Origin of the sequence: Bradyrhizobium sp. UNPA324 (assembly GCF_006658635.1) — a bacterium.
Taxonomy (GTDB): domain Bacteria; phylum Pseudomonadota; class Alphaproteobacteria; order Rhizobiales; family Xanthobacteraceae; genus Bradyrhizobium; species Bradyrhizobium nanningense.
This window is the reverse complement of the sequence record NZ_LFJD01000004.1, coordinates 4925953-4952263: the sequence shown is the minus strand read 5'-3', so window position 1 is coordinate 4952263 and position 26311 is coordinate 4925953. Positions and strand designations below refer to the sequence as shown.

The following is a 26311-nucleotide window of genomic DNA, read 5'->3' as shown; positions in this document are numbered from 1 at the left end:
TCAACACCGTCATTGCGAGCGCAGCGAAGCAATCCAGAATCCCACCGCGGCGACGGTCTGGATTGCGTCGCTGCGCTCGCAATGACGAATACGGCGCCCGGCCGTCGTGCGCAGTCTCGCATTTCAAATCGCTGCGCAACTCTCGCTATAGCAGCCCCCTCCCGTCCTCCCTCGGCCCGTATCGCTCATCTACGGTCACTTGCATTTTGCAAGTTACTCACCTATCTTCCGCCTCATGCAGCCCAAATCTCCCTCCATCCTGGAATGCCCGGTCGGCCGCGCCGTGGAGACGGTCGGCGAATGGTGGAGCATCCTGATCCTGCGGGATGCGTTTCAGGGGGCGACCAAGTTCGACGAGTTCTCGCAAAGCCTCGGCATCGCGCCGAACATCCTGTCGCGGCGACTTGCCCATCTCACCGCATCGGGCATGTTCGTGCGTCGCCGCTACAACGAACGCCCGCCGCGCTACGAATATGTGCTGACGGACAAGGCGCGGGATTTCTTTCCCGTCATCGTGGCGCTGCTGGCCTGGGGCAACAAGCATCTCGCGCCCAAAGGCGAGTCCATCGTGCTGGCAAACCGGAGCAACGTTCGCCCGGTCGATCCGATCGTGGTCGACGCTACCGACATGCAGCCGATCACGCTCGCCAATACCGTCGCCGTCCCCGGGCCGCGCGCCAGCCGCGGCATGCGCAAGCACCTCGCTTCACTCAAGGCCATGAACCCGGCCGTCGCGCCGGCTGGAGAATAACATGCGTCGGATCGTCGTGACAGGCATGGGCGCGGTGTCACCGCTCGGTTGCGGTGTCGAACTGTCCTGGCGCCGGCTGCTCGCCGGTCAAAGCGGGCTGCGCCCGCTGCCGGAATGGGCGCAAGCACTGCCGGCGCGCATCGCCGGTCTTGTGCCCGACAAGGCCGACGATGCCGAAGGCGGCTTCGATCCGGCAGAGGCCGCCGCGCCAAAAGACCAGCGCAAGATGGACCGCTTCATCCTGTTCGCATTGCTCGCCACGGCAGAAGCGGTCGCGCAGGCCAAATGGACGCCGCTGGACACTTCCGCGCTGGAGCGGACCGTGACGATCATCGCCTCCGGCGTCGGGGGCTTCCCGGCGATGGCGGAAGCGGTGCGCATCACCGGGCAGCGCGGGGTGCGCCGGCTCTCGCCGTTCACGATCCCCTCGTTCCTCGCCAATCTCGCCGCCGGCCACATCTCGATCAAATACGGCTACAAGGGCGCGCTGGGCACGCCCGTCACGGCCTGCGCCGCCGGCGTCCAGGCGATCGGCGATGCCGCGCGCATGATCCGCGCGGGCGAAGCCGACATTGCGATCTGCGGCGGCGCGGAGGCCTGCATCGATATCGTCAGCCTCGGCGGCTTTGCCGCCGCGCGCGCCCTCTCGAGCAGCTTCAACGACGCGCCCGCGCGCGCCTCGCGCCCGTTCGATCGGGATCGCGACGGCTTCGTCATGGGCGAAGGCGCCGGCATCCTCGTGATCGAGGAGCTGGAGCATGCGCTGGCGCGCGGCGCTTCGCCGATCGCGGAGATCGTCGGCTACGGCACGACGGCGGACGCCTATCACATGACGTCGGGGCCGCCCGACGGCGAGGGTGCCCGCCGCGCCATGGAGATCGCGCTGCGCCAGGCGAAGCTTACACCGGCAGATTTGCAGCATCTGAATGCGCATGCGACCTCGACGCCGGCCGGCGACGAGAGCGAGCTCGGCGCGATCGCCGCGCTGTTCGGGCGCAACCGCGGCATCGCGGTGAGCGCGACCAAATCGGCCACCGGCCATCTGCTCGGCGCCGCCGGCGGCCTCGAGGCGATCTTCACGGTGCTCGCTTTGCGCGACCAGATCGCGCCGCCGACGCTCAATCTCGAAAACCCCGATGCGGGCGCTGACGGCATCGATATCGTCACCGGCAGCGCGCGGCCGATGCTGGTGCAGCATGCCATCTCCAACGGTTTCGGCTTTGGCGGGGTGAATGCCAGCGTCATCTTCCGCCGCATGGGCTAAACGACGGGCCCTGAACCGGAAGACTTGCAATCGCGGTCCGCTGCGCTACGAAAACAGGATGATCGAAACCAACATCTGGCTGTTCCTGGCCGCAGCCTGTCTCATTGCCGCCGTTCCTGGACCCGGCATCTTCTACGTCGCGGCATGGACTTTATCCGAGGGGCGCGCCAGCGGCTTTGCATCGACCGCGGGCACAGCGCTGGGCGGGCTGGTTCATGTGGTGGCGGGCAGCCTCGGCATCTCCGCAATCATCCTCGCGAGTGCAGAATTGTTCGCCGCAGTCAAATTCGTCGGCGCGCTCTATTTGGTCTGGCTCGGCATCAAGACCTTCCGCAGCGCCGGCCGCGCGCTGTCGCTCGGGAGCGAGCCAGCCAGTGACAAGCGCGCGTTCCGCGACGGCGTGCTGGTCGAGGCGCTGAACCCGAAGACCGCCGCGTTCTTCCTCGCCTTCATCCCGCAATTCCTCGATCCCGCGGGACCGAACCCCACGCTGCAATTCGTCATGTTCGGCGCGATCTCGGTGGCGTTGAACACGTTCGCCGACGTCGTCGTGGTGCTGATGGCCTCCGCAACACGCGCCCAACTGATTGGACGGCCGCATCTGATGCGGCGTCTCACCCAGGGCTCCGGCATCTTCATCGCGGGCCTCGGCCTGTCGCTGGCTCTGGTCCGACGGCCGGCGAATGGATAGCGCCGCGATGCTCGCCCCGCAAAGCCGCTTCTACGAGTCACATGGTCTGCGGCTGCATTACGCCGATTGGGGCAATGAGAGCGCGCCGCCTCTCATCCTGATTCACGGCGGCCGCGATCATTGCCGGAGCTGGGACGTCATCGCCCGGTCGTTGCAGCCGCATTTTCACGTGCTCGCACCCGACCTTCGCGGCCATGGTGATTCCGACTGGACCAGGGGCGGCAGCTACGCCCTGACCGAATATGTCTACGATCTCACCCAGCTCATCCGCGTCGTCGCAGCGTCTCAGGTCACTCTGATCGGCCATTCGATGGGCGGCATGGTGAGCCTGATCTTTTCAGGATCGTTCCCCGACCAGGTCTCCAAGCTGGTCGTGCTCGACGGCGTGACCATGCTGCCGGATACGCCGAAGGCGCCAGTGCATGAGCGCATCGGCAAATGGGTCGGCCAGCTCGACAAGCTGCACGACCGCACACCCCGCCGCTACACGACGCTCGAGGACGCAGCGGCGCAGATGGTGCTCCACAACAAGCGTCTGTCCCGCGATCTCGCGCTGCACCTCGCCACCCACGGCGCCCGACGGAATGAGGACGGCAGCTACAGCTGGAAGTTCGATCCGTACCAGCGCGCCTCGGCGCCGCACCGGCTCTGGCCCGACGATCATGTCGCGCTGTGGGCCCGCATCGCCTGCCCGACGTTGCTGCTCAACGCCGGTGAGAGCTTTCTCGCCGGCGCCAGGGCGGCGGGCCTGGAGCGGTATTTCTCGCAAGCCCACGTCGAGACCATCGCCGGCGCCGGACACTGGCTGCAGCACGACAAGCCGCAGGAGGTGTTGGGCGAGATCCGACGGTTTCTTGGGTTGGCTGAGGAAAGCGGCGGCTAGCTCGATATCGTAGCCCGCATGAGCGCAGCGACATGCGGGACGCCGCAAGAAAGAATCCCGGATATCGCTTCGCTCATCCGGGCTACGCAGTATCGTTTGGGAAATACCTAGCTCAACGTCCCCGCATGCACCCACCAACCAGGGTGGTCGCGCCGGATCCTTTCGGCGGCGGCATGCGCTTCGTTTGCCGCGCCATAGATCGCAAAGCACGTCGCGCCGGAGCCGGACATGCGGGCCAGCTTGACGCCGGCGGAGTCGCGCAAGGCTTCGAGCACCTCGCCGATCACGGGCTGGATGCGCAGCGCAGGCGCTTCGAGATCGTTGGGGACGCGTTCGAGCACTGCGACCCAATCGGCAATCGACCCGCCCTCCTCCGGCCAGGCCGGGGCGCGGATAACGTCGGTGACGCCGACCAAGAGTTCACCGTTGCGCAGGCCGAGCTCCTGGAACACGTCCTTTGTGGCGACGGGCACGCGCGGATTGACCATCACGCAAGGCATGCTCGGCAGCTTGAGCGGCAATAGCTGCTCGCCGACGCCGGTCATGTCGCAGGCGCGCGAAACGAGGCACACCGGCACGTCGGCGCCGGTCGCGAGCGCGACCTTCTGCAGCCTGGGATCATCGAGCGACAGATCGTTGAGACGCGCCAACAGCCGCAGCGCCGCCGCGGCGTCGGCCGAGCCGCCACCAATGCCGGCGGCCACCGGCAGCACCTTGTCGAGCGCGAACGCGCCCAGCTTCAGGCCCGGCACCGCCCCGGCGAGCAGCCTGGCGGCCTTGAGCACGAGATTGTCGGACGTATCGCCGCAAGCCGCAGCCAGCGGGCCGGTGGTGGTGAGCTTCAGCTCGCCGCCCGGCTCCAGCGTGAGCCGGTCGGCGCAATCGGCGAACGCGACCACGCTTTCGAGATCGTGATAACCGTCGGCACGACGGCCGACCACGCGAAGGCTCAGATTGACCTTCGCGCGCCCTTCTTCAATCAACGCCGGCATCGGCGACACGCCCCCAACTTCGCTTGATTGGGCGCATGATCTTGTCGGAAAACCGCTCCGCACTTTTCCGGATCATGCGCCAGACTAGCCGCCCTTGCCGTCGTCCTTCTTCTTGTCCGCCTGCGCGGCCGAAGAGTTCGAATTGTCGTCGGTCAGCCCGTTCGCGATCTTGGCCTCGATCTTCGGCAACTCGTCCGGCTCGGGCTTGAGATCGCGGGCGTGCGACCACTGGAATTTGGCTTCCAGCGTGCGCCCGACGCGCCAATAAGCATCGCCGAGATGGTCGTTGATGGTGGGGTCCTCAGGCTTGAGGTCGATCGCGCGCTCGAGATTCTTCACCGCTTCCTCGTAATTGCCGATGCGGTAATAGGCCCAGCCGAGCGAGTCGACGATGTAGCCGTCGTCGGGACGCTGCTCGACGGCGCGCTTGATCATCTTCATGCCTTCGTCGAGATTCACGCCCTGGTCGATCCAGGAATAGCCGAGATAGTTCAGGACATGCGGCTGGTCAGGCTGCAGCTCGAGCGCCTTCTTCATATCGGCTTCAGCCTTGGCCCACTCCTTGGAGCGCTCCTCGCAGATGCCGCGATAATAATACCAGACGCTGTTGGCCTTGTCGTTGCCGGCGGACAACGCATCGATGCCTTGCGAATAGGTCGCGCCGCAGTCGCCGAACTTCTTGCGGCCGCGCTCGATATTGCCGAGCGCCATGATGGCTTCGAGGTCCTTGGCATCCTCCGTGGTGACGCCCTTGAGGATCTTGATCGCCTCGTCGGTGCGGTCGGCGGAATCAAGATCAATGGCGAGCTGGATCTGCGCGTTGCGCTTGAGCGGCGAGCTCGCGGGCACGCGCTCATAGACCTTGATCGCCATCTGCGGCCGCTTCACCGATTCATAGAGATCGGCGAGCGAGAGCAGCGCCAGCGGATGCGTCGGCTGGAGGTAGAGCGAGAGCTGGAGATAGACCAGCGCCAGATCCTCGCCGCCGCGGCGGGTCAGCGTGGCGCCGATGCCGTAGAGCGCTTCGGCGGCGCCGGCCTGGGCGGAATCGACCAGCGGCGGCATCTTCTTGCCGGCCTTGGTGTCGCGCAGGCCTTCCTGGATCAGCGGATGGCGCGCGAGCTTCTTGTCGAAGGCCTGATAGACGGTAGTGGCGGCGGCGGAGTCCTTGTTGCGCGACAGCCAGCGCGCATAGGCCTCGGTCACGCGCAGCATGGAATCGTCGAGCTTGTAGGCGCGCTCGAAGCGGGTGCCGGCGTCCTTCTCCTTGCCGGAGAGTTCGAGGATCATGCCGGCGTGAAGGTCCTTGAACAGCGGATACCATTCGGGACCTGCCAGCTTGTCGATGGTGGCGACACCGCCCTTGGCATCGCCCGCACCATAGGCGGCCCATCCCGACAGCAGCGTGGCGACGAGATCGGTGATCGGACCGCGGATCGACTGGTTGATGTTGGTCTGCGCAGCCGCGTACTTCTTCACCTTGAGATCGTGCACGCCGACGACGAGACGCGCGACGCGGTTGGTCTTGTCGATGGTGAGGACGCGCTCGGCGAGCTTGACGGCTTCTTCGATGTCGCCGTCGGCGACCGAGGAGATGAAGGCGCGGTCGAGCAGCTCGTTGTTCTTCGGATCGGTGCGCAGCGCCGAGCGGTAGAACGCGGCGGCGGAGGCGGCATCGCGCTCGACGCTGGCGTGGCGGGCGGCGAGATAGCTGCCGGCGGTGGTGAGCGACTTCAGATCGTTTCGGCTCGGAAACTGCGCCGCCGTGTCGGAGGGATGATCCGGCGTCTGCGCCAGGACCCCGCCGGGGACGGTCGCGATCGCTGTGCCCATGAGGGCGATGGCGGCAACAGTCCAGCGGTTGAAACGTTTTGAAAACATCAGGGCTCGCCTTGAGTTGGTAGTGCCTGGGTTTACAGCAGAGGGCCGTATCGCATGCGAACGCGGCCGGAGGCATCCGGACCCGGAACCGTCGGGCCGACAATGCCGCTTTTGACGCTTCGCCGCAAGGATTCGGACCGGACGCCGGCCTCCGAGAGGCCCAAATCAGCCAAGTATCCGGTCATGAGCAGCCCAAGACGCCGCTACTATGGCCTTATCGTGGCCGCGACCGGTAGCCGCGGCCCCATCCTCACGCGAACGTGCATCGGATCACCTTGTGACCCGATCCGCTTGCCCGGCCGCTCTTACATCGCCTCGTAGTTCGGGCCGCCGCCGCCCTCCGGGGGAACCCAGGTGATGTTACCATTGGGATCCTTCACGTCGCAGGTTTTGCAATGGACGCAGTTCTGGGCGTTGATCTGGAAACGTGGCCCCGATCCCTCCTCGATCCACTCATAGACGCCGGCCGGACAATAGCGATTCGAAGGACCGGCGAAGACGTCGTGCTCTGAGGTCTTCTGCAGGTTCATGTCCGTGACCTTCAGATGGACCGGCTGGTCCTCCTCATGGTTGGTGTTGGACAGGAACACGGAGGACAGCTTGTCGAACGAGATCTTGCCGTCCGGCTTCGGGTAGTTTTTAGGCGCGTGGCTCTTCGCCGCGTCGAGCGTGGCGCGATCGGGCTTGGCATGAGACTGGGTGCCGAACAGCGAGGCGCCGAACAGCGTATTGCACCACATGTCGAAGATGCCGAGCCCGGCACCGATGAAGGTGCCGAACTTCGACAAGAGCGGCTTGGCGTTGCGGACCGGGTAAAGGTCCTTGCCGACGACGGAGTCGCGCCATGCATTCTCGTATTCGACGAGCTCATCATTGGCGCGGCCAGCAACAAGCGCGGCGCTCACATGCTCGGCGGCGAGCATGCCGGTGCCCATCGCATTGTGCACGCCCTTGATGCGCGGGACGTTGACGAATCCGGCGGCGCAGCCGATCAGCGCGCCACCGGGGAAGCTCAGCCGCGGCACCGACTGGTACCCGCCTTCGGTGATCGCGCGGGCGCCATAGGCCAGCCGCTTGCCGCCTTCGAGCGTGGTCCGCACCGCAGGATGGTTCTTGACGCGCTGGAATTCGTCGAACGGCGACAGATAAGGATCGTTGTAGTTGAGATGGACGACGAAGCCGATCGACACCAGGTTCTCGTCGTAATGGTAGAAGAACAGGCCACCGCCGGTATCGTTCTTCAGCGGCCAGCCGACCGCGTGCTGGACCAGACCCTTCTGGTGCTTGGCGGGATCGATCTGCCAGACCTCCTTGAGGCCGATGCCGAATTTCGGCGGCTCGCTCTTGGCGTCGAGCGCGTATTTCGCGATGAGCTGCTTGGACAGGCTGCCGCGGGCGCCTTCCGCAAACAGGGTGTACTTGCCGAGCAATTCCATGCCGCGGGTAAAGGAGTCCTTCGGCTTGCCGTCGCGGCCGATTCCCATGTCGCCGGTGGCGATGCCGCGCACTGCGCCACTGTCGTCATAGAGCACCTCGGCTGCGGCAAAGCCGGGATAGATCTCGACGCCGAGCGCCTCGGCCTTCCGTGCCAGCCAGCGGCAGACATTGCCGAGCGAGCCGATGTAGCAGTGATGGTTGTTCATCAGCGGCGGCATGACGAAATTCGGCAGCTTGATCGCGCTGGTCTCGGTGAACCAGAAGAAGCGGTCGTCCTTCACCTGGGTCTTGAGCGAGCAATCGGGATCGTCGCGCCAGTCCGGGACCAGCTTGTCGAGACCCGCCGGATCGATCACCGCGCCGGAGAGAATATGCGCGCCGACCTCGGAGCCCTTCTCCACCACGACGACGTTGAGATCGGCGTTGAGCTGCTTCAGCCGGATCGCGGCCGACAGGCCCGAGGGGCCGGCGCCGACGATGACGACGTCGAATTCCATGGATTCGCGCGGGGGAAGTTCTTCGGTGCTCATCTGATCTCAGCCCTTGAGACGGTCCTCGGTCGTTTGCGCCCCCTTGTTTCCGATTTTTCCGGGCAGGACAACAGCGGAAATGCGTTTCGCTGGGATGCAAGGCGCCCCAAAGTGATATAAAAGTCCGACTTTCCAAATGATCCCCGAACCCGCACCCACCGTCCGAGAGCTTCTTGCCTTCTATCTGGAGGCCGGAGTCGACTGCGCGCTCGCCGAGGAACCGATCGACCGCCTGGCGGAATTGGATGCTCCCCCCGCGGCGCCGCGCACGGCAGCTGCGATCGAGCCACCGCGGCCGCTCGCCGCGCCGGCGGTGATGCGCGGCGAGGCCGCGCCTGCTCCCGACATCGCGATTGCCTCCGCGCGCGAGGCCGCGCGCACCGCGCCGACGCTGGAGGCGCTGCGCGAGCTGATGCAAAACTTCGAGGGCTGCGCGCTGAAGCATACGGCGACGCGGCTGGTGTTCGCCGACGGCAATCCGCAGGCACGCATCATGTTCGTCGGCGAGGCGCCGGGCCGCGACGAGGACATCGAGGGCCTGCCCTTCGTCGGGCGCAGCGGCAAGCTGCTCGATCTGATGATAGGGGCCATCGGCCTCAACCGCAGCACCGCCTACATCGCCAACGTGATTCCCTGGCGGCCGCCCGGCAATCGCACGCCGACGCCGCAGGAAACGCAAGTGTGCCTGCCCTTCATCCAGCGCCAGATCGAGCTGGTGAATCCCGACGTGCTGGTGACGCTCGGCAACCCCTCGACGCAGACGCTGCTGGGAACGCGCGAGGGCATCATGCGCACCCGCGGGCGCTGGTTCGACTACGAAACGGGCGCGCGCACCATCCGAGCGCTGCCGACGTTCCATCCGGCCTATCTCTTGCGCTCACCGTCCTACAAGCGGCTGGCCTGGCAGGATCTGCGGGCGATCGCGAAGGTGCTGGCGGGGTAGCGAGCTCTCGTGTCCCGGACGCGGTGCGGCACGCAGTGACGCTCCGCAGAGCCGGGATCCAGAAAGCTACACAGCACCCTAAGGAAGCATGGGCCCCGGCTCTGCAGCGCATCATTTCGTGCTGCGCAGCGTCCGGGGCACGAGACTTACCTTACGTCCCCTTCGGCCGCACGATGGCCCAGCCGATGCGCAGGAGCTGCTGGCGTCCGGTCACCAGCCATTCGAAGGCACGCGGCACTTCGGGCACGATGCCGGGAAAGCGCTTGAGGATGTCCGGCGGCGGGGTGCCGGCGGTGTCGGAAGCGCGCCAGACCACGACGCCGCCGGTCTCGCTGAACTTGGCCTGATTGATCCACGGCGTGCGCGCAGGGTCGGCGTCGATGAAAAGATGGGGCCGGCCGGAATGCAGCGTGATCAGGCTCGCAAGCTGTGTCTCGCCGGCAACTGCGCGGAGGCGCTGGTTGGTGCGGCGGGCAAAGCTGTCGTCGAAGAAGCCCGAGATCGCGCGCGCCGGCATCGAGGTCGCGATCTCCGTGCTGCCGGTCCAGGGCAGCAGCAGGACGCCGAGCACGACGCCGACGGCCGGGGCCACGACGGCCGCGGACCACACCATGCGCAGCATCCGCGCGCGGCGCATCGCAATGAGATCGCCGGCCGCGACCACCACGGCCAGCCCGGACACGACCAGCACGACGCCAGGGCCGCCGACGACGGAGTCGAGCCCGAGCAGGCCGGAGATCAGCACCCCGCCCAGCACCGGGGCCAGCGCGAAGAAATAGACGAAGTTGCGCGCCAGCGGCTCGACCGGCGGTCGGTAGATGATCGGCGGCTCCTCACCCTTGCCGGCAAACAGGCCGGTGTTGAGGAAGGTCAGCGCCGGAATCGCGGCGGCCCCGAGCACGAGGCCGCCGAGCAGCCAGGCCACGTGCAGGGCGCGGGCACTCAGCTCGGAGATTTGCGGCAGGGCCGGCATCGCAAGCGTCTCCGCCCGCATCAGCCAGGCCGCATAGGGCAGCGCCAGCACCGCGACGACGATCAGCGCGAACAGCGGATCGAGCGCGCGCAGCGTCCGGCGGCCGCCGGCGGTCGAGACCGCGAACACGACGAGCAGCAACAGCAGAAAGATCGCCGCGGGCGTCGTCAGCAACAAGAGGCCGGCCTCGATCGACCAGGCAAACCAGGCATTGCCGCGACGCTGGCCGATGATCTGCCAGGAATGCAGCAGCAGCAGCGCCCACAGCGGCCGGGCCAGGACGAGGGGGCCGAAATCGAGCGCCGACGAGGAGAAGGCGAGCACCGTCATGGTCAAGAGCACGGCGAGCACCGCCTGCTGCGAGCCGATTACGGCGCGGGACAGATGATAGAGCGCAATGAAAGTCGCGATCTCGCACAGCTCGGCCAGCACATAGACGCCGAGCATGTGGCCGCCCGCGGCGCGATAGGCGATGTCGGCGAGCCAAACCGGCAAGGGCGGACCGAGGTCGGTGCCGACCTGATATTCGCGTCCGAAAGCCAGGAGCGTCGCGAGGGTACCGGGCGGGCTGCGGTAGAACACCAGCGCCACGAACAGCCACATCGCGGCCTGGAGCAGCACGACGATCCACACGATCAGCCGCGGCCGGGCGCGGATGAGCTCGATGACCAGGGAGGTAAACCGCATGCAACGCCCGAAAGATGCAGCCAACCCATCCAGCCGGCCTATTCGCTCACATCTGTTTTGATAAAGGGCGTCACGCGTTGTGGCAACGACGGTTTGCTCGTCATGCCCGGGCTTGTCCCGCCTGCGCGGGCGAAGCCGCTCCGGCGCGGCGAAGGCCCGGGCATCCACGTTCTTCGTGCAGCAGCAAAGACGTGGATGGCCGGATCAGGCCCGGCCATGACGGAGAGAGAGAGAGCTGGGTTAGGTACTTAGAGCCCAGCCGACGCGTCGATCTCGACGCTGGCTTCCACCTGCACCTCGACCTCGGTCACCGCAAACAGATCCTGCACCGGCTCGACAGTCCATGGCATGTGCTTGGCGCGCGCGGCCGCGACCGGGGCAAAGAAGCGGCGATGATGGATGGTGGGGCCGAGGCGGTCGAGCGCGTCGAGGTGTTCCGGGACGGCGTAGCCTTTGTGCTGCTCGAAGCCGTAGCCGGGGCAGTCCTGCGCCAGCGCACACATCAGGCGGTCCCGCGTCACCTTGGCGACGATGGAGGCCGCGGCGATCGACAGGACGATGCCGTCGCCGCCGATCACCGCCTCGCAGTCGCATTCGGTATCGAGCCGGTCGCGGCCATCGACGAAGACATGCCTGGGCGCCTCCGGCAGCGCCACCACGGCGCGCTTCAGCGCCCAGAGCGAGGCACGCAGGATGTTGTCGCGATCGATTCGCGAGGGCGAGGCGACGGCGACCGAGACCTGCGCGGTGGCGCAGATCTTGTCGAACAGCCTTTCCCGCTCCTCGGCCGTCAGGCGCTTGGAATCGTCGATGCCGCGCGGGATGCGGTCGGGGTCGAGAATCACCGCAGCTGCCACCACGGGACCTGCGAGCGGCCCGCGGCCGGCCTCGTCGCAGCCGGCGACCGGCCAGACGCCGCGCTTGATCAGCGCGCGCTCGCGGCGAAAGCTTGGGGGAGCGACGGCAATGATACCTTTCTTGCCGGCGGGAGCGACCGTTGCTTTGGCCGCAGCCGTTTTGGCGGGCGCTGCCTTCTTCGCAGCTGCCTTCTGAGGCGCATCTTTGGCCGGCTTCGTCGCGGACTTGTCCCGAATCATGGCCGCGATCGTGCGCAAGCGGCCCGGCCTGCGCAACCGGGAACCTCTCGCAATTCCCGTTATTCAGGCCGCCCTACACGGCCAGATGCACCCGCCTGTCGGCGCCGACATCGATGCCGGGGGCAACTACGACCTCCCAAGGATGGCCGTCGGGGTCGGCGAAATACCCGGAATAGCCGCCATAATCCGTCTCGTGCGCCGCCTTCACCAGCTTCGCCCCCTTGCCGAGGGCGAAGGCCATGACCGCATCGACCTCCTCACGCGTAGCGCAGTTCCAGGCGAGCGTCATGCCGCGGAAGGCCTGCGGCCTCGGCTGGTCCGGCAACGCCGCGTCGGCCGCGAGCTGATCCCAGCGATACAAGGCGAGCACCGGACCACCGGTGTCGTAGAACGCAACCGCCTCGCCGGTCGCCTTCAGCCGGCGCGAGAAACCGAGCGCGTCGTAAAAAGCGATGCTGGCGCGGATGTTGCTGACGCCGAGCGTAATGACGGTCAGCCGCGGCACCGGCATGTTGAGTTGATTGACCATGCGACGCCTCTTCCACTCCCGATCAGAACAGGCTGAGCTGATCGCCGTTCCGCTTCGGCCGCGCAAAGTGATCCGTCGTCAGCTTGGAGCGCCGCTTGTTGAGGCCGAGCCGCTCGCAGGCGATCTCGAAGCGGCGGCCGATGGTCCAGGCCATCGGTCCCGTACCCTTCATCCGCTCGCCCCATTTCGCGTCGTAGTCGCGCCCCCCGCGCATGTCGCGGATCAGGGTGAAGACGTGACGGTAGCGGTCCGGATAGTTCGCCATCAGCCATTCGCGGAAGAGATCGCGCACCTCCAGCGGCAGCCGCAGCAGCACATAGGAGGCTTCCTTGACGCCGGCATGGGCGGCGGCATCGAGAATGCGCTCGATCTCGGAATCGTTCAGCGCGGGGATCACGGGCGCGACCATCACGGTGGTCGGGATGCCGGCATCCGACAGCTGCTTCAGCGCCTCCAGCCGCTTCGGCGGCGTCGCGGCGCGCGGCTCCATGGTGCGCGCCAGTTTCGGATCGAGCGAGGTCACGGAGATCGCGACCTTGGCGAGGTTGCGCTTGGCCATCCGCGCGAGAATGTCGATGTCGCGCAGCACCAGCGCCGACTTGGTGACGATGCCTACGGGATGGCCAGCACGTTCCAGCACCTCGAGGAGGCCGCGCATGATTTTGTGCTCGCGCTCGATCGGCTGGTAGGGATCGGTGTTGGTGCCGATCGCGATCATCCGCGGCTCGTAACCGGGCGCGGCGAGTTCCTTCTCCAGCAGCGAAGGCGCCTCCGGCTTCACGAACAGTTTCGACTCGAAGTCGAGTCCCGGCGACAGGCCGAGATAAGCGTGGGTCGGCCGGGCGAAGCAGTAGACACAACCGTGCTCGCAGCCGCGATAGGGATTGATCGAGCGGTCGAAGCCGATGTCGGGTGAGTCGTTGCGGGTGATCACCTTGCGCGACGTGTCGACTGCGACCGTCGTCTTGAACGGCGGCAGCTCCTCCAGGCTCTGCCAGCCGTCGTCGAATGCGACGCGTGCCTCGGCCTCGTAGCGGCCGCTGGCATTGGACTGCGCGCCCCGCCCTCGCCGGCGCGCGCGGTCGATGGCGACGCCGAGTTCCGGAAAATCAGAGTCCGCACCCGCCGGCTCGGAGGGCGCCTTGACCGGCGGGTGCTTGAGAGCATGAGAGGATGCTGCTGGACTCATGTAGCCAAGATAGCATGCAAAAAGAACAAATCAAGAACGCAAACAAAAAACTGAAGAACAACCCCATGCAAAGTAGGCGCGCCCAAATTTCGAGCGCGGTCCCTTGACCTCACGCAACATGCCTGTCGCAACGATTCCGTTTGATGCCGTTCGGATCGATCGCGCCGGAACCTCGTTGGTGACGATCGCGGGGCTTCGCTCGGCAACAATCGGCAAGAACATGACAAATCAACAACAATCGGCTGCCGCGAGCAGCAATCTCGATCTGCTCGATCGCTACTGGCGCGCCGCAAACTACCTCTCCGTCGGGCAAATCTACCTGCTCGACAATCCCCTGCTGCGCGAGCCGTTGCGGGCCGAGCACATCAAGCCGCGCTTGCTCGGCCATTGGGGCACGACGCCCGGCCTGAACTTCATCTATGCCCATCTCAACCGCGTGATCGGCGCGCTTGATATCGACGTGATCTATGTCTGCGGCCCCGGCCATGGCGGGCCGGGCATGGTCGCCAACACCTATCTGGAAGGCAGCTACAGCGAGATCTATCCCGACATCGCCCGCGATGCGGACGGAATGCGCAAGCTGTTCAGGCAATTCTCATTCCCAGGTGGCATTCCGAGCCACGCCGCGCCGGAAACGCCCGGCTCGATCCACGAAGGCGGCGAGCTCGGCTACGCGCTGGTGCACGCCTATGGCGCGGCGCTGGACAACCCTGATTTGATCGTCGCCTGCGTGGTCGGCGACGGCGAGGCCGAGACCGGCCCGTTGGCTGCGTCCTGGCACTCCAACAAGTTCATAAATCCCGCCCATGACGGCGCGGTGCTGCCGATCCTGCATCTCAACGGCTACAAGATCGCCAATCCGACCGTGCTGGGCCGGATGCCGGACGCCGAAATCCGCGATCTCTTTCGCGGCTTCGGCCACGAGCCGCTGTTCGTCGAGGGCGACAATCCCAAATTGATGCACCAGGCCATGGCGGACGCGCTCGACGTCGCGCTCGCCAGCATCCGTTCGATTCAGCAGCACGCACGCGACGGGCGCGGAAGCGTCGAGCGGCCGCGCTGGCCGATGATCGTGCTGCGCAGCCCGAAGGGTTGGACCGGTCCGAAAGAAGTCGATGGCAAGAAGGTCGAGGGCTTTTGGCGCGCCCATCAGGTCCCCGTCGCGGGCTGCCGCGAAAATCCGGCGCACCGACAAGTGCTCGAAGACTGGATGCGCAGCTACGAGCCGGAAAAGCTGTTCGACCGGAACGGCGCGCTGCTCCCCGAGCTTCAGGCACTGGCGCCCGGCGGCGACCGCCGCATGGGCGCCAATCCGCATGCCAATGGCGGCGTGCTCAAGAGGGAGCTTAAGCTGCCGGACTTCCGCAGCTTCGCCGTGGAGGTGCCGCAGCCAGGCGGCGCCGTCGCCGAGGCGACGCGCGAGCTCGGCAAATTCCTGCGCGACGTCATCAGCCTCAACGCGAAGGAGCGCAACTTCCGTATCATGGGCCCGGACGAGACCGCGTCAAACCGGTTGGATGCGGTGTTCGAGGCGACCGAACGCGTCTGGATGGAGCCGATCGAATCTTACGACGTGCATCTCGCGCAAGATGGCCGCGTCATGGAGGTGCTGAGCGAGCATCTCTGCCAGGGCTGGCTCGAGGGCTATCTGCTCACGGGCAGGCACGGCTTCTTCTCCTGCTACGAGGCCTTCATCCACATCGTCGATTCCATGTTCAACCAGCACGCCAAATGGCTGAAGGTCACGCGCGACCTGTCATGGCGGCGCCCGATCGCCTCGCTCAATTATCTCCTGACCTCGCATGTCTGGCGTCAGGATCACAACGGCTTCAGCCATCAGGACCCCGGCTTCGTCGATCTCGTCGCCAACAAGAAGGCCGACATCGTCCGCATCTACTTCCCGCCGGATGCCAACACGCTGCTGTGGATCGCCGACCATTGCCTGCGCACCTACAACCGCATCAACGTCATCGTCGCCGGCAAGCAGCCGGCGCCGCAATGGCTGTCGATGCGGGACGCCGCCACGCATTGCGATGCCGGGATCGGCATCTGGAGCTGGGCGGGGACGGAGAAAGCTGGCAGCGAACCGGACGTCGTGATGGCCTGCGCCGGCGATGTACCGACGCTGGAGACGCTCGCCGCCGTCGACCTCTTGCGCAAGGCAATTCCGGATTTGAACATCCGCGTCGTCAACGTCGTCGACCTCATGACGCTGCAACCGAAGGATCAGCATCCGCACGGCCTGTCCGACCGCGACTTCGACAGCCTGTTCACGCGCGACAAGCCTGTCATCTTTGCCTATCACGGCTATCCCTATTTGATCCATCGGCTGACCTATAACCGCACCAACCATAGCGGCATGCATGTGCGCGGCTTTGCCGAGGAAGGCACCACGACGACGCCGTTCGACATGGTCGTGCTCAACGAGCTCGACCGCTACCACCTCGCGATCGAGGCGATCGAGCGCGTGCCCGGACTCGCGGCCAAGGCCGCGCAGGCCAAGCAGCAGTTCCGCGACAAGTTGATCGAGCATTCGCGCTATGTGCGGGAGCACGGCGAGGACATGCCGGAGATCCGCGACTGGGTCTGGTCCAACAGTTCCGGCGGCAACACGCCTTCCGAAGCCGGCGACTAGCCATGTCGGACACAGTCCTCGTCCTCAACTCGGGATCGTCGAGCATCAAGTTCGGCCTGTTCGACATCTCGGCGGCTGAGCCCATCCTGCTTTGCAAGGGCCTGCTCGACGAGCACGAGGCAAAACCCCGCCTCGTCGTCAAGAGTCCGGCGGGCGAAGACCTGTTCGCGACACGAAAGGAGGCACCGGATGCCGACGGCGGCCATTTGTTCGCCGAGGTGCTCGCCTTCATCGAGGAGAGGTTCGGCACACACAGCCTGCGCGCCGCTGGTCACCGTATCGTCCATGGCGGACCGGATTATTCAGGTCCGGTCGCACTGACCGACGAGGTCACCGCGAAGCTGGCGGCATTGACGCCGCTGGCGCCGCTGCACCAGCCGCGGAGCCTCGCGCCCGTTCGCGCGCTTGCGGCGATCCGGCCTGAGCTGACGCAGATCGCCTGCTTCGACACCGCCTTCCACCATGGCCTCGCGCCGCCCGCACGCCGCTTCGCGATTCCGCGGCGCTATGAGCAGCGCGGCGTCCGACGCTGCGGTTTCCACGGCCTCTCCTTCGAATATGTCGCAGGCCGCCTTGCCGAGATTGCGCCGGAGCTCGTCGCCAAGCGCAGCGTCATCGCGCATCTCGGCAACGGTGCCAGCCTGTGCGCGTTGCGCCACGGCCGCAGCGTCGACACCACGATGGCACTGACGCCGCTGGACGGTCTCGTGATGGGCACCCGATGCGGCACGATCGATCCCGGCGTGCTGCTCTATCTGCAACAGCACGAGAAGATGTCGGTGGAGCAGGTCCAGCACCTGCTCTATCACGAGTCCGGTCTCCTCGGCGTCTCCGGCATCTCTGCCGACATGCGAACGTTGCTGGCGAGCGGTGAGGTCGGAGCGCGGGAGGCTGTCGATCTCTTTACTTTCCGCGCGGCGCAGCAAGTCGCGATGATGGCCACCACACTCGGCGGGCTCGATTGCCTGGTCTTCACCGGCGGCATCGGCGAGCACGCCAAGGAGATTCGCAGTGCGATCTGCGAGCGGCTCGGCTGGCTCGGCGTGCACATCGATGCTGCGGCGAATGACGCGGCGCGCGAGCGCATCAACAGCGGCGGCAGCGCTGTCGATGTGTTCGCCATCCCGACCGATGAAGAGATGACGATTGCGCGGCATTGCGCTGCTCTGATCCGCGAACGTCACGTCACGTGACATTTTTATGAATGATCTGCCGCAATGATGCCGCCGCGGTTTCGCGGCATAGAGAGCGCATCAATCATCGAGCGGATGGATCATGAAGACCCACATCATCGAAGAGCTCGGACAAGGCGGCATCCTGCTGCCCGCACTGGTGGCAGAGGGGCTCGCCGCCAACGACCGCATCAAGGTGCGGATGAGCGCACTGCAGGCGGCAGCCCAACATGCGCAAGACCCGGACCGGCCCGCAAGTGACCTTGGCGTCGAAAGCCGGACTGCGGGCATCGCCCCCGCCAGGATCGCGGCGCTGATCGGCGGCGCACATCTGATCGGACAGGGCCGGCTCGCAGCCCCTGATCTTGCGACGCTGATGCAGGAGATTTCGGACGATACGGCGACCATGATCCGCGCCGTCGGCGCTGGCGCAGCGAGCGAAGGTGAGCGAGCGCAGGCGCGCCTCGACACGATCCGCGCGGCCGGCCTGCTAGACCCCGCCGGGGAGATCGCGATGTCCCACATCGCGCGTCTGACCGGCGTGGCTGATGCAGGCGGCGACAGCCTGCATCGACTCGTCATGGATCTGCACAAGCAGCTCAACAGGCTGGCAACAAGTTGCTCGGAAGAGGCGCTTGACGGCGCCCACGTCTTCGGCCTGCACAGCGAGGACCGGCCGGCTGTCGCTGCTTTCATGAAAGGCCTGAACGCGACGCGCGGCCTCAAGTTCAATCATCCAGGCCTCGATACCATGGCCACGCGCGCCGATGGCCGGCTGCTGATCCAGAACGACATCGGCACTACGGACGCCCATGTCGTCGTGATCGCGGTGAAGAAGAACGCGGTCACGGTCACCTACACCGACGTGCATCTGGCACGCGCGAAATTCTTCATTTCCCTGTTCGACAAATTCGAGGCGATTTGGAGCGGGCTCGATCGTCACACCGCAGCTGGCATCGGCGAAGACAATTCCTTCTATCTCGTCACCGGCCAGTATCAGGCCGGAAACGCCGCCGATCGCAACGAATTCCTCGCGACGGTCGGTGCCGCGCTGGTCTTTCTGATCGACTGGAATAAGGCGCGCAAGCTGCTCAGAACCTGGGTTGCCAAGGAGGACGCGGCACACATCCTGGAATGGGCTGCGGGTCAGCGGATCGGCCATCGCGGCTTTCTCGAGCTTGGCGGCAACGATCTGCTGGGTTCGGCGGTCCGGAACGCCGCCCCGACGCGGATCGGCTTCGGCGAGCGGCTCGACCAGGCGCTCGGCCGCAGCGCCGCGATCGATTTTCTGAAGGCGTCGCTGCGCGCCTCCACCGAGGCATTGCTCGCGGGCCGCTCGGTCCGGACGGTGCGCGACCAGATCGAAGCTGATCTGATGCGGCACCTGGATCGCGTCGATGGGGCTTTGCTGGCAGCGGTGTTGCGTCAGATCGGCCTCGCCCAGGATCTGGTCGCGGCGATCTCGCGCCATCTCGCCGCGTTGCGGGCCGGTCAGGCTGCCGACGGACGGCTGCTGACGCAGCGCTGCGGCGCAATCGAGCGGAAGGCCGACAGAATCGCCTTCGAGAGCCGCAACGAGGTCGACCGCCTCAATGCGCGGCCGCTGATCGGACAATTGATCGATCGCGCCGAGGAAGCCGTCGACGAACTGGAGCAGGCCGCATTCATCGCCTCGCTGATGCCGGAGAAGACCGATCCAGCCCTGCTGACATCGTTAGCTGAACTTTGCGCGGTGGCGGCGACCGCGACCGAAGTCGCCGCGAGCGGCGTCGCCGCCGCGATCGACGTGCCGGAGGGACAGCACGCCGATTCGGAGGACGCGCTCTCCGCTGTGACCCGTCTGATCGATGCCGAACATGCCGCCGACGACCGCGAACGTGCGACGACGGCACTGGTCTTCTGCGGCGGCTTCGACGTCGCGACCTCGCTGTCGGTGATCGAGCTCGCTCGTGCCGCCGAACGCGCCACCGACCGCTTCGCCGCGTTCGGTCATCTGCTCCGCCGTCATATCATGATCGATCTCGCAGCTTGAGGAAGCCAAAATGCATATCGTACGTATCGGCGCTGAAGCTTCCGAATTGCGGCCCGCCGAGGAGATCGGCGCCAAGGCCGCCAACCTCGCCCGCATGGCGGCGCTGGGCCTGCCGGTGCCGCCAGCCTTCGTGTTACCGGTCAAGCTCTGCGCCGACGTCATTGCCGGCCATGCGCACGCCACGCGGCACCTGCGCGATGGCTTGGCGGAGGGAATCTCGTTCCTGGAGAGCGCCACCGGAAAGCGCTTCGGCGACCGCCGGCAACCGCTCCTGGTATCGGTGCGCTCGGGTTCGGCGCGATCGATGCCGGGCATGCTCGACACCGTTCTCAATGTCGGTTGCACGCCCGATGCCGTGCATGGCCTGATCCGTGCGACCGGCCGACCGCGGCTCGCCTGGGATTGCCGGCGCCGTTTCCTGGAGAGCTTCGGCGAGACCGTGCTCGAGATCGACCAGGCCGCCTTTGCCGCGCACATCTCGGAACTCGTCGCAGCCGAATACGCCGGCAGCGACCGCGAGCTCGACAGTGAAGCGCTGGAGCGGCTCGCCAGCCGCGAGCAGACGCTGATCGAGAATCGCGCCGATGGCTTGCTGGAGGATGCCTTCGCGCAGCTCGAGGCCGCAGCCCAGGCGGTCTATCGCTCCTGGACGAGCGAGCGCGCGCAGACTTATCGAAGCCTCCAGCACCTCGAAACGCTCGAGGGTACCGCCGTGACCGTGCAGGCGATGGTCTTCGGCAATAGCGGTCTTGCCTCCGGCGCAGGCGTGGCCTTTTCGCGCGATCCGTCGACGGGCGCACCGCGCCCAATGGTCGACCTCGTGCTCGATGCGCAGGGCGAAGACGTCGTTTCCGGAAAGCGCGCACCCGATACGGCCGAGGCGATCGCGCGCGAGTTGCCGAAACTGGAATCGGAACTCGGCGATATCCTGAGGCAACTGGAACTCGCATTCGCGGATGTTCAGGATGTCGAGTTCACGGTCGAGAACGGTAGGCTCTGGATCCTCCAAACCCGGACGGCCAAGCGCACGCCGCGCGCCGCCGCAAGGATCGCGATCGACTTCGTGCACGAAGGGCTGATCTCGAAAGACGAAGCATTGGGGCGGATTGCGGAGATCGACCTCACCTCGCTCGCCGAGACCCATTTGGTTTCCTCGGGCAAACCCGCTACGACCGGCATCGGCGCATCCGGCGGCATCGGTATTGGACGGGCGGCGTTCTCGTCCGAAAGCGCTCAGCGCCTGTCGGCCGCGGGCGAGCCGGTCATCCTGCTGCGTCCCGATACCAGCACAGCCGATGTCGCCGGCTTCGCTCTGGCCGCCGGCATCGTCACTGCGGTCGGTGCGCGCACCTCGCATGCAGCCTTGGTGGCGCGGCAAATGGGCAAGCCGTGCGTGGTCGGCTGCCGTGAGTTGAAGATCGACCCTGTCGCGAAGCGGGCTCAGCTCGGAAATGCCGCTCTCGCCGAAGGCGAATGGATTACGATCGAAGGCGACGCCGGGGCTCTCTATCTCGGACGCTGCGAGACGATCCGGACGCAGCCCGAAGCCGAGCTTGCCGAGATCGCCGCGTGGAAGGCGCAATCCGGCCGACATGGCAGGCTCGCCGCCGCGCCTCAGTGAGTACCGGTCAGGATCTGAAGACATCCGATCGCGATCTCGATCACGATCAGCACCACGACGGCGATTTCGAGGCGGAGCGAGCGCTGGGTGTCGATGATGTCGGTCAGCGCGTTGGCGGTCTCCGACACCGCGGTGAGCTTGCGCTCGAGCGTGTCGAGGCGCTCCTTCAGCTCGTACTCGTCCTCGAGACGGGAATAGAGCCGGTCGAGCTCGGGCTTCTCCCAGAGCACGTCGGGCTTCTCGGCGATCGCGACACGGCCGGCGACGCGCTGCTGCACCAGCAGTGCGTTGCCGATCAGTTGCAGGATGCCCTTGCGCCGACGCGGCGTGCGGCCACGTTCGGCAAGCTCTCGCGCGAAAGGTTCGATCACGTCGAACACCGCCGCGACGCGGCGCTCGTCGCGCGCCAGCGACGTGCTCTTGGCGAGCGCATCGGCAACCAGCAGCAGCCGGTCGTCGGAGAATTTGGCGAGGCAGATCGGTCCGCCCGGCTGGATCGCCTCGGCGGCCTCATCGCTGCAGAGCTGGGCCTGCGCGATCTCCTCCTCGTAGGGGCTGAGCTCTCCGGTCACGCGTGATTTCAGGTTGTCGATGAGAACCTTCTCTTCCGAAGGGAGCAGGCCGATCAGCACCACGACGCCGTAGCGGAAGATCACAGCAAGACCGGCATGGACACGGAAGGCCGCCGGCGTGGACGAGACCAGCGCCCCGATCTCCAGGCCGGAAGCATTGATGCGGTCCCCCAGCATCAGCGCGCGGATCCGCAAGCTCGGCGCAGCCTCCTGCCTCGGCGATGTTGGCGCCGCGCCAACGGCGAGTTGATCGGCGTTCATGTGAAGCCTCCGCCGGCACCAAAGTCACACATTTTCCTGCTCCAGCCTTTCTCGCAAGGCGCACCTTCTGCCGAAGTCGTTGCCGCGCGCTGCGCAGCGTCGCCGTAAAACCACGGATGGACTACCCACGGGATGAGCTCGTGCCGGAACATTCGGCAATATTGCCAGCCTGCTTGTGACACAAACGGCTACGGTGACCGGTTGCGATTTACCATCCATGCCGAAGCGCCGCCAGAAAGTTGCACTCGGCAACGCGACCGGTTTATGACAGCATTGTAGCGAGCTACGCTTCTCCCGAAATGCAGACACTGAAGCCTCAATCATGCTGAGCGTCATCATTCCGACCGAAGGCGTCGAGCAGACGGCGGTGGCGACTCTGGCCGCGCTGGTGCCCGGAGCCGCCGCCGGAATCGTCCGGGAAGTGCTCCTGGTCGACGGCACCCGCAACGGCGTCATCGAGCGCGTTGCCGACGTCGCAGGCTGCCGTTTCGTCGGCTTCGAGGGATCCTCGCAGGGCGCCGCGCTCGCGGCCGGCGCGCTCCAGGCGCGTTCGCCCTGGTTGATGTTCCTGCCTGCGGGCGCCGTGCTGGAAACCGGCTGGATCGAGGAAACCACCCAGTTCATCCAGGCCGTTGCGACCAGCGGACGGGACCGGGCCGCGGTGTTCCGCTATGCGCGCTCGCCCTATGCAGATACTGGATTGCGCGACATCCTCCGGGCCGTGGCACGCGGGCTGATCGGCCCGCTCGGCGATCAGGGGCTTCTGATTGCCCGTGGCCATTACGACCGGGTCGGCGGCTACCCGCCGCAGGCCCGCCGGTCCGAGGCGCAGCTGCTCCGGCGGCTCGGCCGCTCGTCCCGGACCATGCTGCGCAGCCGGATCGTCATGGTCGGCTGAGGCCCTCCGATACTTGCCAAAGTCAAATAATTATTTGACAATGGCAAGTATCGAGGTGACCCATGCAAATCAACGATACCGACGACCACGTTGCAGCAGTCCGCGCGTTCAACCGCTTCTATACCCGCAAGCTTGGTGTGCTCGACCAGCATCTCGGAAAGAGCCCGTTTTCCCTCAGCGAGGCCCGGGTGCTGTATGAGCTCGCGCATCGCGACGATCTGGCGGCAAAAGAGATCGGCAACGAGCTTGGTCTCGACCCCGGCTATCTCAGCCGCATCGTCCAGAGCTTCGATGAAAAGGGGCTCATCACGCGAAGGCCCCTGCCCGCAGATCGCAGACAATACCAACTAAGCCTCACCGCCAAGGGCCGCCAGACGTTCGCCAAGCTGAACCTGAGCTCGCAGAACGAGGTCGCCGCAATGCTGGCTCAGCTTTCGGCCAGCGACGCATCGCGGCTCACGCAGGCCATGGCGACCATCGAGTCCGTGCTGGAGCAACGCCGAACCCAGCCCGCGGCTTTCATGCTGCGCAGCCATCGCGTCGGCGACATGGGCTGGGTCATCTCCCGACAGGGTGCTGCCTATGCCGCGGACTACAATTGGGACATCAGCTACGAGGCTCTGGTCGCCGAGATCTGTGCACAGTTCATCAAGAATTACGACGCCGCGCGCGAGCACTGCTGGATCGCGGAATTGGGCGGCGAGCCGGTCGGCTCGGTCTTTCTGGTCAAAGCCACGGACGAGATCGCCAAGCTGCGCCTGTTGCAGGTGGAGAAGAAGGCGCGGGGGCTCGGCGTCGGCCGCGCACTGGTCCAGCAGTGCATCCAGGGCGCACGCGAGCGGGGCTACAGCAAGATGACGCTGTGGACCCAGAGCATCCTGGTCGCCGCACGCGGCATCTACAAAAGCGCCGGCTTCAAGCTCGTCGTCACCGAGCCGCATCACAGCTTCGGGCAGGATCTGATTGGCGAGACCTGGGAGCGGGATCTGTGATCATCTCGCAACGAGCACGATGCGCATGACTGTGCCCTCGCCCCTTGTGGGAGAAGGCAGCAGAGGGATCGTAGGGTGGGCAAAGGCACGCTCTTCGCGCGCAGTGCCCACCACCTTTCAGCAATGGGCAAAATCGAGGGCACGCTTCCGCCTTCGCTCTTCGAGCTACGGCGGACAAGTCGCTTTGCCCACCCTACGAGGCTGTCGGCGTGGAGCGATACCGGTCAGCTATCCGCAACTACGCCGTCGCACCCTGCGCCTTCGGGCGACGCAGATGTTCGTCAAGCCGCGGCATGATCTCGACGAAATTGCATGGCCGCGTACGGTAGTCGAGCTGGGCCGCAAGGATGCCGTCCCAGCCGTCGCGGCAGGCGCCGGGGGAGCCAGGCAGGCAGAAGATGTAGGTCGCACCCGCAACCCCCGCAGTCGCGCGGCTCTGGATCGTCGACGTCCCGATCTTGGCGTGGCTCAGCATGTGGAACGCGATCGAGAAACCGTCCATGCGCTTCTCGAATAACGGCTCGATCGCCTCCGGCGTGACGTCGCGTCCGGTGAAGCCGGTGCCGCCGGTGGTGATGACGACGTCGACACCGCTATCTGCGATCCAGCGGCGAACGACGTCACGGATCGCCTCGACGTCGTCGGTGACGATCTCGCGCGCGGCAAGATGATGGCCGGCAGCGGAGAGACGATCGACCAGTGTTTGGCCGGACTTGTCGTCCGCAAGCACGCGCGTGTCGGACACGGTGAGCACCGCGATGTTGAGCGGGATGAACTGCTTGGATTCGTCAGTGGAGGCCATGACTCGCTCCTGTTTCCCCAATCACCGCCGTCATCCTGAGGTGCTCACCTGCGGTGCAAGCGCACCGCAGACGCGCCTCGAAGGATGGGCCGGGGTTCGTCCTCCTTCGAGGCCCGCCGAAGAGGCGGGCACCTCAGGATGACGCCACTACTTCTGAATTCTAAGATGCGCAATCCCGCATCATATTTCGTGCCGCGTCCGGGGCACGAACTCGTGCCTACTGCGCCCCCGCTCCAAACGTATTGCAGGCCTGGACCGTGCCTTGCTGGTAGCCGGTCATGAACCATTGCTTGCGCTGCGCGGCCGAGCCGTGGGTGAAGGAGTCAGGCACGACGCGCCCCGTCGCCTGGCGCTGCAGCGTATCGTCGCCGATCGCGCTCGCCGTGGTCAGCGCGGCGTCGATGTCGCCCGGCTCGAGGAAGTTGGGACGCTTCTTCGCCTCGCGATTGACCCAGACGCCGGACAGGCAGTCGGCCTGCAATTCGACCTTGACCTGAAGCGCATTCGCCTCCGCCTTCGAGCCCGCCTGCTGCTGCAGCCGCGTCACCCGCGGAATGATGCCGAGCAGGTTCTGGATGTGATGGCCGGCCTCGTGCGCGATGATGTAGGCGGTGGTGAAATTGCAGGCGGACTTGCCGGAGCAGCCGCGGAAGCGCGTCTCGACCTCGCGGAAGAAGCCGGTGTCGAGGAAGATGGTGCGGTCCGGCGGACAATAGAACGGGCCCATCGCCGACTGCGCCATGCCGCAGCGCCCGCCATTGGTGGCGTTGCGAAACAGCACGATCTTCGGACCGGTGTAGGACTGGCCCGAGGCCTGGAAGATCTCGCTCCAGCGGTCGTCGATCTCGCCGAGAATGCCGGAGATCATGCTGCCCATCTCGTCGGTCGGCGCGCCGCGCTTGCCGGAGGAGGCCTGACGGTCGGTCTGGTAGCTCGGCGCCTGGCCGCCCCCGGTGAGGATCTCGGCGCCGCCGATCAGGATGCGCGGATCGATGCCGAAGGCGTAGCCGACCAGGCCGAGGATGATGATGGTGCCGATGCCGAGCCCGCCACCGCCCATGGGCAGGCCGAACCCGCCACCTCCGCCGCCGCCAAACCCACCACCTTCGTCGCGACGATCCTCGATGTCGTCGCTGCGGCGGAAGTCATCGTAACGCATGGCGGCCTTTCCTTTGGGGTCCCTGATCTAGGTTCGTCGGCTTCGTCGGGCGCATACACGCGAAAGCTCAACGCGCCACACACGTAAAATTTCCGTTGCTTTTATCAATATCGTGGCCGGCAAAAATTGCCTAGTGCGGCGGCATGCCGATGCCAGCAATATTTTCCGAGGGAAGAGCAAATTTTTCCGAGAGAAATTTGCGGCCTTTTTGCAGCCATGATTGCTTCCGCGACGCGGGCGAAGGCGAAATCCCCCGTAAAACACAGCGAATGCGCACGACGACATGCACGCAGAACGCGATGCGAGGCCTGCTCACCAAA

21 protein-coding genes are annotated in these 26311 nt (G+C 65.8%); 11 read left to right on the top strand and 10 right to left on the bottom strand.

Annotated features, from left to right (window positions below):
• Positions 1-235 precede the first annotated feature (235 nt).
• Genes UNPA324_RS23720 through UNPA324_RS23705 form a run of 4 tightly spaced genes read left to right on the top strand, consistent with a single transcriptional unit; the run spans position 236 to position 3589 of the window.
• Complete coding sequence (locus UNPA324_RS23720) at positions 236-751, top strand: winged helix-turn-helix transcriptional regulator (protein WP_141936210.1); 516 nt, start codon at positions 236-238, stop codon at positions 749-751.
• A 1-nt stretch (position 752) separates the two neighbouring features.
• A complete protein-coding gene (gene fabF / locus UNPA324_RS23715) occupies positions 753-2015 on the top strand; it encodes a beta-ketoacyl-ACP synthase II (RefSeq protein ID WP_141936208.1) in 1263 nt (420 codons plus the stop codon).
• Between the two features lie 58 nt (positions 2016-2073).
• On the top strand, positions 2074-2706 hold the full coding sequence (locus UNPA324_RS23710) for a LysE family translocator (protein WP_141936206.1): 633 nt from the start codon (positions 2074-2076) through the stop codon (positions 2704-2706).
• Positions 2707-2713: 7 nt separating this feature from the next.
• The gene (locus UNPA324_RS23705) at positions 2714-3589 is read left to right on the top strand and encodes an alpha/beta fold hydrolase (protein ID WP_141936204.1); all 876 of its coding nucleotides are present in this window, start codon (positions 2714-2716) and stop codon (positions 3587-3589) included.
• 107 nt (positions 3590-3696) lie between these two features.
• On the opposite strand, the gene UNPA324_RS23700 is transcribed toward UNPA324_RS23705, so the two are convergent.
• The 3 genes from UNPA324_RS23700 to UNPA324_RS23690 form a co-directional block, all read right to left on the bottom strand.
• Positions 3697-4581, bottom strand: a complete 885-nt coding sequence (locus UNPA324_RS23700) for a 4-(cytidine 5'-diphospho)-2-C-methyl-D-erythritol kinase (RefSeq protein WP_164935890.1) — start codon at positions 4579-4581, stop codon at positions 3697-3699.
• Positions 4582-4665: 84 nt separating this feature from the next.
• Positions 4666-6462, bottom strand: a complete 1797-nt coding sequence (locus UNPA324_RS23695) for a tetratricopeptide repeat protein (protein ID WP_141936202.1) — start codon at positions 6460-6462, stop codon at positions 4666-4668.
• Positions 6463-6767: 305 nt separating this feature from the next.
• On the bottom strand, positions 6768-8429 hold the full coding sequence (locus UNPA324_RS23690) for an electron transfer flavoprotein-ubiquinone oxidoreductase (protein WP_128916664.1): 1662 nt from the start codon (positions 8427-8429) through the stop codon (positions 6768-6770).
• A gap of 136 nt (positions 8430-8565) precedes the next feature.
• On the opposite strand from UNPA324_RS23690, the gene UNPA324_RS23685 reads away from it, so the two are divergent.
• Positions 8566-9372 (top strand): uracil-DNA glycosylase, encoded by an 807-nt coding sequence (locus UNPA324_RS23685; RefSeq protein ID WP_141936201.1) that lies wholly within the window; start codon positions 8566-8568, stop codon positions 9370-9372.
• A gap of 151 nt (positions 9373-9523) precedes the next feature.
• Here the strand turns inward: UNPA324_RS23685 and UNPA324_RS23680 are convergent, their stop codons facing one another.
• From UNPA324_RS23680 to UNPA324_RS23665, 4 genes are all read right to left on the bottom strand, one after another.
• Positions 9524-11032, bottom strand: a complete 1509-nt coding sequence (locus UNPA324_RS23680; protein WP_128916662.1) for a glycosyltransferase family 39 protein — start codon at positions 11030-11032, stop codon at positions 9524-9526.
• A 248-nt stretch (positions 11033-11280) separates the two neighbouring features.
• Positions 11281-12129: a ribonuclease HII gene (gene rnhB / locus UNPA324_RS23675; protein WP_128916661.1), complete on the bottom strand. Its 849-nt coding sequence runs from the start codon at positions 12127-12129 to the stop codon at positions 11281-11283.
• Between the two features lie 73 nt (positions 12130-12202).
• Positions 12203-12658, bottom strand: a complete 456-nt coding sequence (locus UNPA324_RS23670; protein ID WP_128916660.1) for a VOC family protein — start codon at positions 12656-12658, stop codon at positions 12203-12205.
• Positions 12659-12680: 22 nt separating this feature from the next.
• Positions 12681-13847 (bottom strand): PA0069 family radical SAM protein, encoded by a 1167-nt coding sequence (locus UNPA324_RS23665; RefSeq protein ID WP_128916659.1) that lies wholly within the window; start codon positions 13845-13847, stop codon positions 12681-12683.
• 220 nt (positions 13848-14067) lie between these two features.
• Between UNPA324_RS23665 and UNPA324_RS23660 the strand changes: the two genes are divergently transcribed.
• The 4 genes from UNPA324_RS23660 to UNPA324_RS23645 all read left to right on the top strand — a co-directional run bounded on the left by UNPA324_RS23660 (position 14068) and on the right by UNPA324_RS23645 (position 21307).
• A complete protein-coding gene (locus tag UNPA324_RS23660) occupies positions 14068-16482 on the top strand; it encodes a phosphoketolase family protein (RefSeq protein WP_141936198.1) in 2415 nt (804 codons plus the stop codon).
• A 2-nt stretch (positions 16483-16484) separates the two neighbouring features.
• Entirely contained in the window at positions 16485-17675 is a 1191-nt protein-coding gene (locus tag UNPA324_RS23655) for an acetate/propionate family kinase (protein WP_141936196.1), read from the top strand.
• Between the two features lie 82 nt (positions 17676-17757).
• The gene (locus UNPA324_RS23650; protein ID WP_141936183.1) at positions 17758-19686 is read left to right on the top strand and encodes a hypothetical protein; all 1929 of its coding nucleotides are present in this window, start codon (positions 17758-17760) and stop codon (positions 19684-19686) included.
• A gap of 10 nt (positions 19687-19696) precedes the next feature.
• On the top strand, positions 19697-21307 hold the full coding sequence (locus UNPA324_RS23645; RefSeq protein WP_141936181.1) for a PEP/pyruvate-binding domain-containing protein: 1611 nt from the start codon (positions 19697-19699) through the stop codon (positions 21305-21307).
• Here the strand turns inward: UNPA324_RS23645 and UNPA324_RS23640 are convergent.
• A complete protein-coding gene (locus UNPA324_RS23640) occupies positions 21301-22140 on the bottom strand; it encodes an RMD1 family protein (protein ID WP_141936177.1) in 840 nt (279 codons plus the stop codon). The two genes, UNPA324_RS23645 and UNPA324_RS23640, sit on opposite strands and share 7 nt — an antisense overlap.
• 322 nt (positions 22141-22462) lie before the next feature.
• On the opposite strand from UNPA324_RS23640, the gene UNPA324_RS23635 reads away from it, so the two are divergent.
• Entirely contained in the window at positions 22463-23038 is a 576-nt protein-coding gene (locus UNPA324_RS23635) for a glycosyltransferase family protein (protein WP_128916653.1), read from the top strand.
• Positions 23039-23100: 62 nt separating this feature from the next.
• Positions 23101-24030, top strand: a complete 930-nt coding sequence (locus UNPA324_RS23630; RefSeq protein WP_141936174.1) for a bifunctional helix-turn-helix transcriptional regulator/GNAT family N-acetyltransferase — start codon at positions 23101-23103, stop codon at positions 24028-24030.
• Positions 24031-24268: 238 nt separating this feature from the next.
• On the opposite strand, the gene moaB is transcribed toward UNPA324_RS23630, so the two are convergent.
• Positions 24269-24832 carry a molybdenum cofactor biosynthesis protein B gene (moaB, locus tag UNPA324_RS23625; protein WP_141936170.1) on the bottom strand — a complete coding sequence of 188 codons (564 nt, stop codon included), beginning with the start codon at positions 24830-24832 and terminating at the stop codon, positions 24269-24271.
• A gap of 217 nt (positions 24833-25049) precedes the next feature.
• Positions 25050-25991 (bottom strand): KPN_02809 family neutral zinc metallopeptidase, encoded by a 942-nt coding sequence (gene ypfJ / locus UNPA324_RS23620; protein WP_141936167.1) that lies wholly within the window; start codon positions 25989-25991, stop codon positions 25050-25052.
• Positions 25992-26311 lie beyond the last annotated feature (320 nt).

Coding starts and splice junctions, on each gene's coding strand:
- UNPA324_RS23720 (WP_141936210.1), top strand. CDS start 236: ATGCAGCCCAAATCTCCCTCCATCCTGGAATGCCCGGTCGGCCGCGCC.
- fabF (WP_141936208.1), top strand. CDS start 753: ATGCGTCGGATCGTCGTGACAGGCATGGGCGCGGTGTCACCGCTCGGT.
- UNPA324_RS23710 (WP_141936206.1), top strand. CDS start 2,074: ATGATCGAAACCAACATCTGGCTGTTCCTGGCCGCAGCCTGTCTCATT.
- UNPA324_RS23705 (WP_141936204.1), top strand. CDS start 2,714: ATGCTCGCCCCGCAAAGCCGCTTCTACGAGTCACATGGTCTGCGGCTG.
- UNPA324_RS23700 (WP_164935890.1), bottom strand. CDS start 4,581: ATGCCGGCGTTGATTGAAGAAGGGCGCGCGAAGGTCAATCTGAGCCTT.
- UNPA324_RS23695 (WP_141936202.1), bottom strand. CDS start 6,462: ATGTTTTCAAAACGTTTCAACCGCTGGACTGTTGCCGCCATCGCCCTC.
- UNPA324_RS23690 (WP_128916664.1), bottom strand. CDS start 8,429: ATGAGCACCGAAGAACTTCCCCCGCGCGAATCCATGGAATTCGACGTC.
- UNPA324_RS23685 (WP_141936201.1), top strand. CDS start 8,566: ATGATCCCCGAACCCGCACCCACCGTCCGAGAGCTTCTTGCCTTCTAT.
- UNPA324_RS23680 (WP_128916662.1), bottom strand. CDS start 11,032: ATGCGGTTTACCTCCCTGGTCATCGAGCTCATCCGCGCCCGGCCGCGG.
- rnhB (WP_128916661.1), bottom strand. CDS start 12,129: ATGATTCGGGACAAGTCCGCGACGAAGCCGGCCAAAGATGCGCCTCAG.
- UNPA324_RS23670 (WP_128916660.1), bottom strand. CDS start 12,658: ATGGTCAATCAACTCAACATGCCGGTGCCGCGGCTGACCGTCATTACG.
- UNPA324_RS23665 (WP_128916659.1), bottom strand. CDS start 13,847: ATGAGTCCAGCAGCATCCTCTCATGCTCTCAAGCACCCGCCGGTCAAG.
- UNPA324_RS23660 (WP_141936198.1), top strand. CDS start 14,068: ATGACAAATCAACAACAATCGGCTGCCGCGAGCAGCAATCTCGATCTG.
- UNPA324_RS23655 (WP_141936196.1), top strand. CDS start 16,485: ATGTCGGACACAGTCCTCGTCCTCAACTCGGGATCGTCGAGCATCAAG.
- UNPA324_RS23650 (WP_141936183.1), top strand. CDS start 17,758: ATGAAGACCCACATCATCGAAGAGCTCGGACAAGGCGGCATCCTGCTG.
- UNPA324_RS23645 (WP_141936181.1), top strand. CDS start 19,697: ATGCATATCGTACGTATCGGCGCTGAAGCTTCCGAATTGCGGCCCGCC.
- UNPA324_RS23640 (WP_141936177.1), bottom strand. CDS start 22,140: ATGAACGCCGATCAACTCGCCGTTGGCGCGGCGCCAACATCGCCGAGG.
- UNPA324_RS23635 (WP_128916653.1), top strand. CDS start 22,463: ATGCTGAGCGTCATCATTCCGACCGAAGGCGTCGAGCAGACGGCGGTG.
- UNPA324_RS23630 (WP_141936174.1), top strand. CDS start 23,101: ATGCAAATCAACGATACCGACGACCACGTTGCAGCAGTCCGCGCGTTC.
- moaB (WP_141936170.1), bottom strand. CDS start 24,832: ATGGCCTCCACTGACGAATCCAAGCAGTTCATCCCGCTCAACATCGCG.
- ypfJ (WP_141936167.1), bottom strand. CDS start 25,991: ATGCGTTACGATGACTTCCGCCGCAGCGACGACATCGAGGATCGTCGC.